13 protein-coding genes are annotated in these 14,676 nt (G+C 38.5%); 5 read left to right on the top strand and 8 right to left on the bottom strand.

Going from position 1 to position 14,676, the window contains the following annotated elements:
* Positions 1-7: 7 nt before the first annotated feature.
* Complete coding sequence (gene chrA / locus TEGAF0_RS10910) at positions 8-1,264, bottom strand: chromate efflux transporter (protein WP_264898232.1); 1,257 nt, start codon at positions 1,262-1,264, stop codon at positions 8-10.
* 7 nt (positions 1,265-1,271) lie between these two features.
* Entirely contained in the window at positions 1,272-2,216 is a 945-nt protein-coding gene (locus TEGAF0_RS10905) for an isopenicillin N synthase family dioxygenase (RefSeq protein WP_264898231.1), read from the bottom strand.
* Between the two features lie 156 nt (positions 2,217-2,372).
* On the opposite strand from TEGAF0_RS10905, the gene TEGAF0_RS10900 reads away from it, so the two are divergent.
* Complete coding sequence (locus TEGAF0_RS10900) at positions 2,373-3,338, top strand: DUF3089 domain-containing protein (protein ID WP_264898229.1); 966 nt, start codon at positions 2,373-2,375, stop codon at positions 3,336-3,338.
* Position 3,339: 1 nt separating this feature from the next.
* On the opposite strand, the gene recQ is transcribed toward TEGAF0_RS10900, so the two are convergent.
* Positions 3,340-5,598 carry a DNA helicase RecQ gene (gene recQ / locus TEGAF0_RS10895; RefSeq protein ID WP_264898227.1) on the bottom strand — a complete coding sequence of 753 codons (2,259 nt, stop codon included), beginning with the start codon at positions 5,596-5,598 and terminating at the stop codon, positions 3,340-3,342.
* Positions 5,599-5,784: 186 nt separating this feature from the next.
* Between recQ and TEGAF0_RS10890 the strand changes: the two genes are divergently transcribed.
* From TEGAF0_RS10890 to TEGAF0_RS10875, 4 genes are all read left to right on the top strand, one after another.
* Positions 5,785-6,747, top strand: a complete 963-nt coding sequence (locus TEGAF0_RS10890; RefSeq protein WP_264898225.1) for a KpsF/GutQ family sugar-phosphate isomerase — start codon at positions 5,785-5,787, stop codon at positions 6,745-6,747.
* Positions 6,748-6,804: 57 nt separating this feature from the next.
* Positions 6,805-7,887, top strand: a complete 1,083-nt coding sequence (locus TEGAF0_RS10885) for a mannose-1-phosphate guanylyltransferase (protein WP_264898223.1) — start codon at positions 6,805-6,807, stop codon at positions 7,885-7,887.
* Between the two features lie 56 nt (positions 7,888-7,943).
* On the top strand, positions 7,944-9,056 hold the full coding sequence (locus TEGAF0_RS10880; RefSeq protein WP_264898221.1) for a 3-oxoacyl-ACP synthase III family protein: 1,113 nt from the start codon (positions 7,944-7,946) through the stop codon (positions 9,054-9,056).
* Between the two features lie 138 nt (positions 9,057-9,194).
* On the top strand, positions 9,195-9,935 hold the full coding sequence (locus TEGAF0_RS10875; protein ID WP_264898220.1) for a LuxR C-terminal-related transcriptional regulator: 741 nt from the start codon (positions 9,195-9,197) through the stop codon (positions 9,933-9,935).
* Here TEGAF0_RS10875 and TEGAF0_RS10870 read toward each other — a convergent pair whose 3' ends face one another.
* From TEGAF0_RS10870 to TEGAF0_RS10850, 5 genes are all read right to left on the bottom strand, one after another.
* Positions 9,936-11,783, bottom strand: a complete 1,848-nt coding sequence (locus TEGAF0_RS10870; protein ID WP_264898219.1) for an amidophosphoribosyltransferase — start codon at positions 11,781-11,783, stop codon at positions 9,936-9,938. It lies immediately after the preceding gene.
* A 53-nt stretch (positions 11,784-11,836) separates the two neighbouring features.
* Positions 11,837-12,412, bottom strand: coding sequence for an NADPH-dependent FMN reductase (locus TEGAF0_RS10865; RefSeq protein ID WP_264898217.1), 576 nt, complete (start codon positions 12,410-12,412; stop codon positions 11,837-11,839).
* A 47-nt stretch (positions 12,413-12,459) separates the two neighbouring features.
* Positions 12,460-12,987 (bottom strand): YceI family protein, encoded by a 528-nt coding sequence (locus tag TEGAF0_RS10860; protein ID WP_264898215.1) that lies wholly within the window; start codon positions 12,985-12,987, stop codon positions 12,460-12,462.
* A 75-nt stretch (positions 12,988-13,062) separates the two neighbouring features.
* Positions 13,063-13,932, bottom strand: a complete 870-nt coding sequence (locus TEGAF0_RS10855; protein WP_264898214.1) for a pirin family protein — start codon at positions 13,930-13,932, stop codon at positions 13,063-13,065.
* A 1-nt stretch (position 13,933) separates the two neighbouring features.
* The gene (locus TEGAF0_RS10850) at positions 13,934-14,653 is read right to left on the bottom strand and encodes a pirin family protein (RefSeq protein WP_264898212.1); all 720 of its coding nucleotides are present in this window, start codon (positions 14,651-14,653) and stop codon (positions 13,934-13,936) included.
* Between the last annotated feature and the right edge of the window lie 23 nt (positions 14,654-14,676).

The following is a 14,676-nucleotide window of genomic DNA, read 5'->3' as shown; positions in this document are numbered from 1 at the left end:
CAAAAAATCAGGCAATAGCGCCCAGCAATAAACAACCAATTACAATAAAAGGAGCGGGTACCCGATTCAGCCGAAGTACGAGCAAAGTAGCAATTACAATACCTAAATCAGCCAAAATTGACCAGTGCTGCAAAGCCAGTTCAGGTAAAATATGATCATTTAGCAAATAAAAAACAGCGCCGGTCATAATCCCCACAACCGAAGCCCTAATTCCTTCTAAAGACCTGAATATCACTGCATATTTCTTCAGATTATGCCAAACAGGAAAGAAAAACAATACGAGTAAGGCACTAGGTAAAAAAATAGATATGCCTCCTATTATACAACCCAAAACCTGCTTCTCGAAGCCCATTTCCTTTAATACCATGCCACCCGTAAAAGCACCGATTGAGAAAACCGGGCCAGGAATAGCTCTTATGATTCCGGATCCTGTTAAAAAAGCTTCTCTTTCAATTTTCAAAACATCTCTTTTGTTTTCGAGAATTCTTTTGGATTGTGGACGGGTAACATATTGTTCATACATCAATGGAATCAAAACATCTCCACCACCAAACACCAGACTTCCAAATCGATAATTATTTTCGAAGAGGTTATACACTTTTCGATTCTCCCAATTTTGTTTGGTAGCTGTTTCAGACAAGTAACCAGTAATACCAAAAAGCAACAAAAAAATTAGGAGATTACCCCACTTCACCTGCTTAGGAGGAACCCCTTTTTGAGGAATTCGCTTATCGCTGAAATTGGTTGCTGTTCCTGCGCAAACAATCAAAATCGGAAAAATCCAGGGTGTTTTAAAGGCCAGAAAAGTAGCGATCGCTGCAATCAAAACAATAACCCTAGTAATGGTATTGTTTACAGCAACTTTATAAGTTCTGATTGCTGAATATGCAATAAATCCAATAGCCATTGGCTGAATAAATCTGAAGAAGGTAGCTGGGTTTTGAATCTTATCAAAATAATACAACAAAAAAGAAAGGCTAGACATTAACAGGCTAGCCGGAAAAATCCAAATGATTAATGTAATGATGGATAATAAAATTCCTCCTCGCTTATACCCAATTAAAGTTAATACCTGAGTAGAAGATGCTCCAGGCAACATTTGACAAAATCCATTGTAATCAAGTAATTCCTCTTCCGTTACATCTTTTCGCTGATGTACGAATGTTTTCATCATCATTCCCAGATGTCCTTGCGGTCCGCCAAAAGCAGTCATACTGTGCAAAAACACAGCTCTTAAAAAGGGGATATGACGAATCAGGTTCAATTGAAGACTATTTCTTTAGTCCAATTTCTCTTAATCTTTCATCCAGGTATTCACCGGCAGTTGTATCCGGATATGCTTTGGGGTTCTGTTCATCAATACAACTTTCCAGACAGGCAAGACTCATTTCACTTCTTGGGTGAAGGAAGAAGGGCATAGAAAATCTGCTGGTATGCCATAATTCCCTGGCAGGATTTACTACCCGATGTGTTGTACTTCTCAATTTATTATTGGTAAGCCGCTGAAGCATGTCACCAACATTCACAACTATCTGCTCTGGCAGAGAGGTAACATTTACCCACTCACCCTGCTTAGTTAAAATTTGCAAACCATCGGCAGAAGCACCAACCAATAAAGTTATCAGGTTGATGTCTTCGTGTTGTTCTGCACGGATAGCCGATTTGGGTTCAGAGGTAATAGGCGGATAATGAATACAACGTAATATGGAATTTCCGTTATGAATATGCTCATCAAAATAATGTTCATCTAAACCCAGATACAATGCAATTGCCTGCAGCAGAGCTTTACCGCTTTTTTCAAAATTTCTGTACGCATTATACAAGGTTTCGTTGAAAGATGTTATTTCTGAAACCTTTACATTATCTGGATATTCAGATTGAATGGCATCGCGGTCTTCTACTGTTTGGCCGTATTGAAAGAACTCTTTTAAATCCGGCGCGTCACTACCTTTTGCATGTTCTTTTCCAAAACTGGTATATCCTCTTTGTCCGGCTAAACCAGGAATTTCATATAGCTTTTTCTTCTCTAAAGGAAGAGAAAAAAACTGCTGAACATATTCGTACTGGTTGGCAATCAACTCGTCCGGAACCCCATGGTTTTTCACAGCTACAAATCCAACTTCTTCATACGCTTTACCTAACTCCTGCACAAAAGCGGCTTTCTCCTCAGGAGTTCCATGCGTAAAACGGGCTAAATCAACAACAGGTATGGCCATAACAATAGTTTTTACGAAAATACAGGAAATTCAATAATAGCATGCACTGTAACCAAATCCAATAAAAAGAGTGAACTTTATTCTATGAAGAACTCTGCAATATTGGTTTTTATCATATGCGTTCTGGGGATTGCCTGTGGAATGCCTTATAAAAAAATGGCACGTTCCTATGAAGAAAGAGACCCCGCAAATTTACCTGATTATCGGGACCTTTATTACTGGGCTGCGCATCCGGATAAAAAGGATCCTGCAGACAGCACACCAAAACCATTGAAATCGACAGCGGTAACCGATACTACTGTAGATGTATTTTTTATTCACCCTACTACCTACACAGATAGTGAAATGCCTTTTGGATACAGTGCCCCCATTTATAACAATGAACTGAATGCCAAAACAGATTATAGTACCATTTTATTCCAAGCAAGTGCATTTAATCAGGCAGGAAAAATTTATGCACCAAGATATCGTCAAGCAAATTTACAGGCTTACTTCCCAAAGAATACAGCAGACAGCATGGCTGCAATAGCAGCTTTTGAATTGGCCTACCAGGATATTAAAGCAGCATTTGTATACTATTTAAATCATTACAACGGAGGCAAACCAATCATCATTGCAGCCCATAGTCAGGGAACCACACATGGTAAAAGATTAGTGAAAGAATTCTTTGACAACCAGCCACTGCAAAAAAAACTGGTAGCCGCCTATTTAATTGGAATACCCGTTTCAGAGAATGAATATTCACAAATACAATCCTGCAAAACCAGCAGTCAGACTGGATGTATTGTAAGCTGGCGTACATATAAAACAGGTTATACACCGCCTTTGATTTTAAAAGAAGAAAATAAGGCAATTGTTACCAATCCTTTAACCTGGAATGAAGAACCTGCTGTTGCAGATGCCGGTTTAAACAAAGGAGGAATCCTGCTGAATTTTAATAAAATAGTACCAGCAGTTGCTTCAGCCAAAATAGAAGGGAATGTTTTATGGACAAACAAACCCAGATTTTTTGGCAATATTTTTTATACCACCAAAAACTATCATGTAGGCGACATTAATTTATACTATTTAAATATTCGCGAAAACCTGAAACAACGTACCAGCAGTTATTTTAAAAAATAACTTAATTGCCGTAGACGCTCAGGAACTTGATTCTCATAATTTTTAATTGCTCCCAGTTAAAATCAAACTCTGCCAGTTCTTCGCGAGCTACATCTAGTGAAGAAGTTTCACAGCTTTTAAAGTATTCCAAAATTTCATCCTGTTCGTCTTCACCCAACCATTCATCAATGGCATAATCAAGATTCAGTCTGGTACCGCTTGCAGCAATGGTTTCCATCTCTTCCAATAACTGGTCGAGTTTCAAATCTTTGTTTCGCGCAATGGTTTCGAGAGGGATTTTTTTATCTACATTCTGTATGATATAAATTTTATTACTAGCTGCGTTGGCAACGCTTCGCATTACAAAGTCATCGGGTTTTTCTATATTATTTTCCTCAACATAGCTCGCAATTAACTCTACGAATGGCTTACCATACTTCAATGCTTTCCCTTTGCTTACCCCCTGACATTTACTCATTTCATCCAATGTGGTAGGGTATAGTGTAGCCATATCCTGCAAAGAACTTTCAAGGAAAATAACAAACGGAGGTAAGCTTTTTTTCTTGGCCTCTTTTTGTCTCAGCTCTTTTAGCATGACAAATAATTTTTCATCAGTTGCCGCTCCCGTTTGAGACCCACTTTCACTTTCATCATCATCTGCATTGGCATCCTCAAACAAATTGTTGAGCACCATTTTAAAAGAAGCTGGCTTCTTCAGGTATTTTAGTCCCTTTTCACTCACTTTCAATAAGCCATATTCTTCTATGTCTTTCAGCAATAGATTTTCAAGCAGGAGTTGCCTGATTAAGCTGTTCCATAAATGTTGTTCCTTGTCTTTTCCTATTCCGAATTCAGGTAAACTATCATGACGGAACATAGTAATCTGAGGTGTAAGTTTTCCGGTTAAAACGTTTACCACATAATCGGTAACAAATCTTCCATCTAGTGCATTTACTACTTTCAGTACTTTTACGACTTCTTCCTTCGCTTCAAACTTCTCTTTTGGATTCTTACAATTATCGCAAAGTCCGCAGTTTTCAGTTGCGGTAGTTTCTCCAAAATAATGTAGCAGAATCTTTCTTCTGCAAACCGCACTTTCAGAATAAGCAACCATTTCATCAATTAACTGAGCACCTACTTCTCTTTCGCTTAAAGGCTTATCGCGCATCAGATGCTCCAGTTTGGATACATCTTTATGAGAATAATACAATACACAGATTCCTTCCAGACCATCACGACCCGCTCTTCCCGTTTCCTGATAATAATTTTCAATAGACTTAGGGATATTAAAGTGAATCACAAAACGGATATCCGGCTTGTCAATTCCCATCCCAAATGCTATGGTTGCAACAATCACCTGTACGTCTTCATTCAAAAACTGGTCCTGCCGTTCTGCTCTTAATTTCTGATCAAGACCGGCATGATATGCAACTGCTTTTATTTTATTGGCAACCAGCAATTCCGCCAGTTCCTCTGTCGTTTTTCGGTTAAGTGTATAAATAATACCGCTTTTACCTTTGTGCTGGGTAATGAATTTGACTATACTTTTTACAGTCTGTTCTTTTTGAATCTTTGGAAGAATTTCATAGAACAGATTGGTTCGATTAAAGGAAGAGATAAAAATATTGGCATCTCTTAATCCTAGGTTTTTAACAATATCACTTTGAACTTTGGGTGTAGCCGTAGCCGTAAGGGCAATAACAGGCTTGTCGGGATGAATCATGTCCATCATTTCCCGGAGTCTTCTGTATTCTGGCCTGAAGTCGTGCCCCCACTCTGAAATACAGTGTGCTTCATCCACTGCAAAAAAAGATATATTCAGATCACTGAAATATTCGAGATTTTCCTGTTTAGTCAAGGTTTCTGGAGCAACATACAATAGCTTGGTCTTTCCGCTGTTCAGATCATCTTTAACCGCCTTAATCTGGCTTTTATTTAGTGAAGAATTCAAAAAATGGGCTACTTCGTCATTTTCACTATATCCTCTCACCAGATCCACCTGGTTTTTCATCAGGGCTATCAATGGAGATACAATAATGGCACAGCCATCCAGCATCAAGGCAGGCAATTGATAACATAGGCTTTTACCTCCTCCTGTTGGCATGATTACAAAAGTGTCTTTCCCATCTAATAAGCTATTGATGGCAGCTTCCTGTGTTCCTTTAAATTCTTTGAAACCAAAATATTGTTCCAAAGCCGCATGAATAGGATATTGGCTTGCGCCTGTAGTTTTTTTAGCGGTGGATTTCCTGGTTACTGGTTTTTTTGTAGTCGTTGGCATCGGGGGATTTCTATTTACTTCACTTGAACAATCTGTCTCTGTAAAAGTTAAACAATTTTTACCTTTTTTCCTCATTTATTTCAACAAATAGCCTAAAAAACAAGCTATTTTGCAAAAGGGTTGCGAAGTTAATGAATCCACTATGCAATACCCGACCAAAGCTGTTAAAGTTTACCTTTGCCAAGCATGAATACAAATATCCAGGCCATAGCGCAACAAACCATTGATACGGAAATGGCTTCCATTCAGGGGTTAAAAGAATTTATCAATGCTGATTTCGAAAAAATCATACAGGCAATCCATCAGACGAAAGGTCGTTTGATTGTCAGCGGAATTGGTAAAAGCGCCATTGTGGCTCAAAAAATAGTGGCTACCCTTAATTCCACGGGTACCCCTTCCCTTTTCATGCATGCTGCTGATGCCATACATGGCGACCTAGGTATGGTTACGGCCGATGATGTAGTGATGTTGATTAGTAAGAGCGGAGAGAGCCCTGAAATCAAAGTCCTGATCCCCCTGATCAATAACTTTGGCAATCTATTGATTGGTATGGTAGGAAACATGGATAGTTATCTGGCACAGAAAGCAAATTTGGTCATCAATACAACTGTGGCAAGAGAAGCCTGCCCTAATAATTTAGCTCCTACCAGCAGTACTACCGCTCAAATGGTAATGGGCGATGTGCTAGCAGTTTGTCTAATGGAATTGAACCAGTTTAATAACAGGGACTTTGCGAAATTTCATCCGGGGGGCAATTTGGGGAAGCGCTTGTATCTGCGAGTAGAAGATTTGTCTGAAGTAAATCAGAAGCCTGCTGTGCTACCTACTGCCGGTTTAAAAGAAGTAATTGTAGAAATTACCCAAAATCGTTTGGGCGTAACTGCCGTAGTTGACGAGAAGAACATGCTAAAAGGAATCATAACAGACGGAGATTTAAGAAGAATGCTGGAAAAAACCAGCGATATAACTACCATTTGTGCTGCAGATATATTGTCTCCTGACCCTATCACGATTTCGCCTCAGGCAATGGCAGTTGAAGCACTGGATTTAATGCGTAAAAAAGATATTAGTCAACTGGTAGTAGCTGAAAACAGCCAGTATATGGGAATCATACATCTCCATGATTTAATTAGGGAGGGAATTGTATAAATTAAGCAATAAGTTTAATGGTAAATCGTTTGTATTGCAGCAATTAAAGACATTCAAATGAATCAACACCATTATGTTGCCATCATGGCAGGAGGGATTGGAAGTCGTTTCTGGCCTCAGAGCAGAACAAGTTATCCCAAGCAGTTTCTAGATATTTTAAATACAGGTAAATCATTGATTCGCTGGACCTATGAGCGTTATGCATCATTTATTCCGAATGACAATATTTTTATTGTTACTTCGGAGGAATATGTATCCATAGTACAGGAACAATTACCTGAGCTAAAACCAGAAAATATTCTTGCTGAGCCTAGTAGAAAAAACACTGCTCCCTGTGTAGCTTATATTTCTTATAAGTTATTACAGAAGGATCCGGAAGCATCTTTAATTGTTGCACCCAGTGACCATATGATTCTGGACAATGAAAACTTCAGAAAAATTACTTTACAGGCATTGGATTTTGTTGCTCATATCAATTCTCTTGTTACACTGGGTATAAAACCAACACATCCTAATACTGGATACGGCTATATTCAGCATGAACCCATGCAGGTTGCAGATGCAATTTATAAAGTGAAGACATTCACTGAAAAACCCAATCTTGAACTGGCTAAAACTTTCCTTGCGAGTGGCGACTTCTTATGGAATGCCGGCATTTTTGTTTGGCAAGTAAAGAACGTAATGAAGGCATTTGAAAAATTTCAGCCTGAGATGTATGAACTGTTTGATGCAGAAAAAGTACATTTCAATACACCCGGAGAAAAAGAAGCAATCAACCGCATTTACCCATTGTGTACCAATGTCTCAATTGACTTTGCCATCATGGAAAAGGCAGACAATGTGTATGTAATTCCATCGTCATTTGGCTGGAGCGATTTGGGAACTTGGAACAGCGCTTACGATAATCTGGAAAAGGATTACCTCGGCAATGCAGTAGCTTCAGAAAACGTCATCATCATTGATGCCACCAAGTGTATGGTTTCTGCACCTAAAGAAAAATTATTACTGCTTCAGGGATTGGACGACTTTATTGTGGTAGATACCCCGGATGTATTAATGATTTGTAAAAAAGAAAAAGAACAAGCCATTAAAGAATATGTTGCAGAAGTAAAACGCAACAAGGGAGACCAATACTTATAAACGCTTGTTAGTATACTGTAATTTAAAAAGGGGTGGCATGCCATCCCTTTTTATTTATGATTACATTTGAAGGAGCAATAAATAAAAAATCAATGGGAATCAGAACGGTAATCACTGGAACAGGAAGTTACATTCCTCCTCATATTAAAACCAATAAAGATTTTGCCAACCAGGATTTTTACGGAGAAGATCATGTGAAAATCCCTACTCCTTCAACTGAGATTGTTGAAAAGTTTAAAGACATAACAGGCATTGAAGAAAGACGATATGCAGGTAATGAATTTACCGCATGCGATATGGGTGCTATTGCTGCCAAGCATGCTATTGAAGATGCAGGTATTGACCATGAAACCATTGACCAGATTATTGTGGCTCACAATTTTGGTAACGTTATAAAAAATACCATTCAATCCGATGCCGTACCTGCTTTGGCTTCACATATTAAACATGCATTGGGCATAGTTAATCCCAACTGTGTTGCATATGATGTTTTATTTGGTTGTCCTGGATGGATTCTGGGTGTTACTCAGGCAGATGCGTTTATTAAAGCTGGATTGGCAAAACGCTGTCTGGTAATTGGTACTGAAACCCTGAGTAGAGTGATTGATCATTACGACAGAGATAGTATGATATTCAGTGATGGAGCAGGAGCTACCATTATTGAAGCTGTAGAAGGAAGCGATACCGATGCCGGCATCATTGCAAGTAGCATGCAAAGTCATTGTAATGATGAATTAAGATATATCACTATGGGTAAATCCTATTTACCAGATGCAGACCCTGCAGTCAGATATATTAAAATGAAAGGGAGAAAAGTGTACGAGTATGCTATTAAAAATGTACCCCTTGCCATGAAAGCCTGTCTTGAAAAAAGTGAAGTAGATGTAAAAAACGTAAAGAAGTTCTTTTTACACCAGGCAAATGAGAAAATGGATGAGGGGTTTATCAAAGCCCTTTTTAAGTTATACGGAATTCGCGAAATACCCGAGAATATCATGCCCATGAGTATTCATAAATTTGGCAATAGTTCTGTGGCTACAATTCCCACCTTATACGATTTGGTAAAACGAGGCGAAATGTCAGAACATCAGCTTTCAAAAGGGGATATCGTTATGTTTGCATCTGTTGGTGCCGGAATGAATATCAATGCATTCTGCTACAGAGTTTAAAGAACAAAAAAGGCCGCAAACCTTAATGGATTGCGACCTCAGAATTAACTACCCCCCGATAGTTAATCAATGCAAATCTAACCCAATCCAAAACGCTGAACAACTGTGTTATTACACAGTTTTTAGTAAATTGTGCCTATGAATAAGCCGATTAAAATTGCTTCAATAGATCCGGCCATTATTACTGATTTGCCAGCTGACAAAAACTGCCCAATTTTTCAGCAGTACAAGAGGAGCCTGATCCGTTTTGCAGATGAAGCCATCTATATTTACTCATTCAAAGATAAAAGACTGATTTATGCAGACGGCTGGGAAGAAACATTGGGATTCAAAGACGATGAAATAACACTTCAGCAAATCATCAAACAAACCGATGCTAACTATCAAGCTTTTTCTCATGAAATCAATAGCAAAACCATCGAATTCTTGCTTAGTAGAAAAAATGGAATTAAAGACTATAGCTTTACTGTTGAGTTAAAAAAAATTCACAAGAATGGAAGTGTTGTTCCAATGGAAGCCAAAATTGGAATTTTAACAGTAGATGAGCAGGGAGGCGTAGACTATGTTATTGGCAGATTCAGAATTAATAGAAATATTCACTTTGGAATTGTGATGCGTTATGATGTGCACGGGCCAGACAAAGAAGAATTTGAAAAAGTAATCAACAAAGCAGTACAAAAATTTCTCACCATTTCTGGAAAAGAAAAAGAGGCATTAAGCTATGTAGCCAAAGGATATTCTTTTAAAGAAATCGCCGATAAATTAGGTGTTTCAAGCTCAGCCATTGAAAAAAGAATACAGCCTTTATATAAGAGATTTAATGTAAATAATCTGGCACATTTGGTAAGCTTTGCCTACGAGAATCATATTCTCCCCTGATTAGTATCCTCTTACATTTTTACCACTCAAGAAATTAAGGAATGCCTTATTAACTACTTTGTTTCCACCAGGAGTTGGGTAGTTCCCTGTAAAATACCAGTCTCCTGTATTGGTAGGACAGCATTCATGTAAGTCCTCAATGGTCTGATAGATTACTTCTACTTCAACCTCTACTCCTTCAGGCGTAATAAGTTGAGCAATTTTATTGGAAATTTCCTGTGTGCTAAATGGTTTATAAATCTGACGAACTACATTTTCAGTATGGAGAGTTCCATTTGCTTCCATTTCGTGAATCTGTTGCGCCACTTCAGTCAGAATATGATCTAGTTTTCTTTCTTTTAGTAAAGCAATGGCTGCTCTGAATGCAATAAAGTCTCCCAGTTTACTCATGTCAATTCCGTAGCAATCAGGGTACCGTATTTGAGGAGCGGAAGAAACAACAATTACCTTTTTGGGCTGTAATCTTGAAAGCATTCTGATGATACTTTCTTTTAATGTTGTTCCTCTTACAATACTATCATCAATTACAACCAATGTATCTTCATTTTTACGAACTGTACCATAGGTAATATCGTAAACGTGCTGTACCATTTCATTTCGATTGGCGTCTTCCGTAATGAATGTTCGCAGCTTAACATCTTTGATAGCAATTTTTTCCTGTCGAATTTTTCTGTTCACCATTTCCTCCAGTTTCTCAGGAGTGAAATCGTTGCCCCAGCTCAGTATTCGCTCTACTTTAATCTTATTCAAATATTCTTCCATGCCTTTTACAAGGCCATAGAAAGCAACTTCAGCAGTATTAGGTATATAAGAGAAAATAGTATTTTTCAAATCATAAGAAATAGATTCTAAAACGGTCTTGCTCAGGTGGTGGCCCAACGCAATTCTTTCCCGATAAATTTTTTCATCACTACCTCTTGAAAAATAAATTCTCTCAAAAGAACAGGCTCTTCTTTCTTTTGGAGCAAGAATGTTTTCTATAGAATAGTTACCTTTATCATCTACAATCAATGCTGTTCCAGGCATTAATTCTTTCACTTCGTTTTCTGCAACATTAAAGGTAGTTCTGATGGCAGCCCTTTCACTGGCCGCTACAATTACTTCTTCATTTACATAATAATAGGCAGGTCTTATGCCATGGGCATCCCGCATAATAAAACTATGCCCATTACCTAATAATCCACCAATGGTGTAACCCCCGTCAAATAATGGAGTTGCATTTTTTAATACTGTACTGATATCTGCATTGTTGGGATTGGAATCGTCTTCTTTTACCAGATAATGATGTACTACTTCCATCATCGCAGCAAGATCGCTTTGCTTCTGAAAATCACCCGGCTGAAATCCTATTTTCTCAAAGAGTTCATCGGTATTCACAAGATTGAAATTACCAGCCAAAGCCAAGTTCTTGCCTGGCATTAAATTTCTCTTGATGAAAGGATGACAGAATTCAACATTGTTTTTACCCTGAGTACCGTATCTAAGATGACCCAGTAACAACTCTCCTAAAAAGGGCAAATGACCTTTCATTAAGCCAGGATGTTGTTTGATATCTGCCTGGTATTTTTCCAATTCCTGAATTTCCTGACCAATTTTAAAAAATAAATCTGCAATGGGTTGCTGAGCATTACTACGCATCCTATGTAAATAGGGATTTCCTGGCTCAATATTCAATTTAACAGTAGCAATACCTGCTCCATCCTGGCCCCGGTTATGCTGTTTTTCCATTAAGAGATATAGCTTATTTAAGCCATATGTTACCGTTCCATGCTGCTGGAGGTAATAAGAGAAGGGTTTGCGCAAACGAATGTAGGCAAGACCGCATTCGTGTTTTATTTCGTCGCTCATGATGCTGTATAAAAAGGAATGGCGAAGTTACAACTCCGCCACCCTTTTAAAAATTAATTATATACGGTTCGTTTTTCAACTACCGTTTCTGGTAATAAATTCCCGGCCAACCATAAAAACTCCTTTACAAAATTATCAATGGCGCCCTGGAATCCAGGATCAGTCAATTGGCCATTTGCATCAAACTTTTTATCTACCTGAGGAACAATCAGCATATGCGGAGAAGCTATACCAAACAAGGCTGGAACCAGCAACAACAATTGTTGAGAGGCACGCATTCCTCCCATTGCACCAACAGAAGCAGTTACCAAACCAAATGCTTTTCTGCTTTGCTTTGGAAAATGGTCCAGCAAATTTTGTAATGCCGGAGCATAGCTACCGTTGTATTCTGGTGTTACTAGAATGAATGCATTGGCTGCAAAAATTCGTTTTGCTAACGGTTTATAGGCATCAGGCGCCTGATCTACTGTTGAAAATACAGTTTCCAATAATGGCAGTTTCCACTCTCTCACATCAATAATACCCACCATATGATCGGTATGTTGGCGTAGATACGCTTGCAAGTGTAGCGCAATTCTATAGGTAACACTGTCTTTTCTGGGACTTCCCGTAATTATTTCAATTTGCATATAACTATAACATTCATTCAGGCGAAGGGTTCAATGCACAACAAAGACTATGCTTGCTTAACCATTTGAACAGCCAGGTTTAACTTAATTTCATCGCTTACCACAACACCGCCAGCTTCGGTTACAGCGCTCCAGGTTAACCCGAATTCACTTCTGTTGATTTTACCGGAAATTTCAAATCCAGCTTTGTCCTGACCATAGAAATCAGTCATTCTTCCACCGAATTCAACATTCAGACTTACTGGCTTGGTATTGCCCTTTATAGTAAGGTCTCCGTTTAAAACATAATCTGATCCACCCTTATGGGTAAAGGAAGTAGAAGTAAAACTAAGTTTAGGAAATTGTTCAGCAGAAAAGAAATCATCGCTCTTCAAGTGAGTATCTCTTTGTTCGTTGCTGGTAGAAATGCTGTTGATATCTGCTTCAAAGCTAATTTTAGCGTCGCTGAAATCTTCTGCATTTGCTTCCATAGTTGCATCAAATTGCTGAAAACTACCGGTTACATTGGTAATCATTAAGTGTTTCACTTTAAAAGTGATTTCACTGTGCATTGGGTCAATTTTGTAAGTAGCCATTGTTGTAATTTTTGTTTGTTAAAAAAGATGTATAAAATTTTAAGTAGTGTAATTTTTTCGTTGAGTCAATTGGGTTTATTCCTCAATAAGAACACCCATTTTACCTAACTGATAGTCGCGGAAAGCTTCTAATAACTGGGTTTGATTGTTCATGACAAAGGGGCCGTGAGAAACAACGGGTTCATTTAGTGGTTCACCCGTACCCATTAATATTGTAGCTTCCTCCATTGCATGAATAGAAATACCATCTCCATCTTTATGGAAAGATGCCAGATAGTGAGCAGGAATTTCCTCTTCCTGATTCAAAACAATTTTCCCGTTTAAAACATAAATAAATGCGTTGTGCGAATTTGAAAAAGGGATGTCAGTTTTCGCTCCTTTTTGCATACGAATGGTGAACATGTTGATGGGGGTATGTGGAACAATCGGACCTTTAACTCCATTAAGTTCGCCAGCTACCACCTGCACTTCTGCCAATTTATCTTCAGACAACACAACAGGTGTTTCTTCTTTAGAGAGCGGAATATATGCCGGCACTTCCATTTTATTTGCTGCAGGTGTATTAATCCATAACTGGATTAATTCCTGTACGCCACCAAGTTGCTGAATATCTGCTGGTGGGCGTTCACTGTGAATGACACCCATTCCAGCATTCATCCATTGCGTGCCACCCTCGTAAACAACATGACTGTTTCCACGGCTGTCTCTGTGATGTACACCTCCTTTAAAAATAAAGCTAACAGGTGAAAATCCACGATGGGGATGTGGTCCAACACCAGCATGTTTAACATCCACATTGGGGTCTACCTTTAATACGGCATGGTGCAATAAAAGGAATGGATCTATGCTATCTGCTTTGCTGGAAGGCAATGCCTGACGGATAGGAAAACCTCCCATATCCATGGGTTGTCCGTAGGCAATGGTTTCAATTGTTCTGTTTTTCATCTTATGATAAATTAATGTTCATGGGAACTTCAATTAACAACAATTCGGTTTGACTATTAGCAAAAACCTCCAACTCTTTTACATCGGAAATGCCTAAGCCATCACGCTCATCCAATTCAACACCGTTAACAGTTGCCTTACCTGCAATTACAAAAACATAAACTCCACTTTCCTGTTTTTTAAGTTCATAGCTTGCTGATCTTCCTGCGTCAAAGTTGGCTAAAGAAAACCAGGCATCCTGGTTAATCCAAACAGCCTCTTTGTTATCTGGTGCAACAACTGTTAAAATCTGATTCTGACGATCTGCCGGATTAAATGATTTCTGCTCGTATCTAGGAGCTATATTCATTTGCTTAGGCAACACCCATATTTGCAAAAATTTTACTTCTTTGTCCTTATTGGCATTCATTTCGCTATGGGCAATACCAGTACCTGCACTCATTATCTGAACATCGTGCTGACGGATAATTTCATTTCTTCCAGTACTATCTTGGTGATGTAAATCTCCATGCAATGGGATAGAAACGATTTCCATATTATCATGTGGGTGCTTTCCAAATCCCATTCCGGGAGCAACTGTATCATCATTTAATACTCTAAGTGCACCAAAATGTATTCTCTCAGGATCATAATAATGTCCGAAGCTAAAACTGTGGAAACTATTTAACCAGCCAAAACTATTATGGCCTCTTGTATTGGCTTTGTGTAATACTGTTTTCATAAAATATTATTTAAGTGTATATA

The organism is Sediminibacterium sp. TEGAF015, from assembly GCF_025997995.1.
GTDB lineage: Bacteria > Bacteroidota > Bacteroidia > Chitinophagales > Chitinophagaceae > Sediminibacterium.
This window is presented reverse-complemented; position numbering and strand designations above follow the sequence as displayed.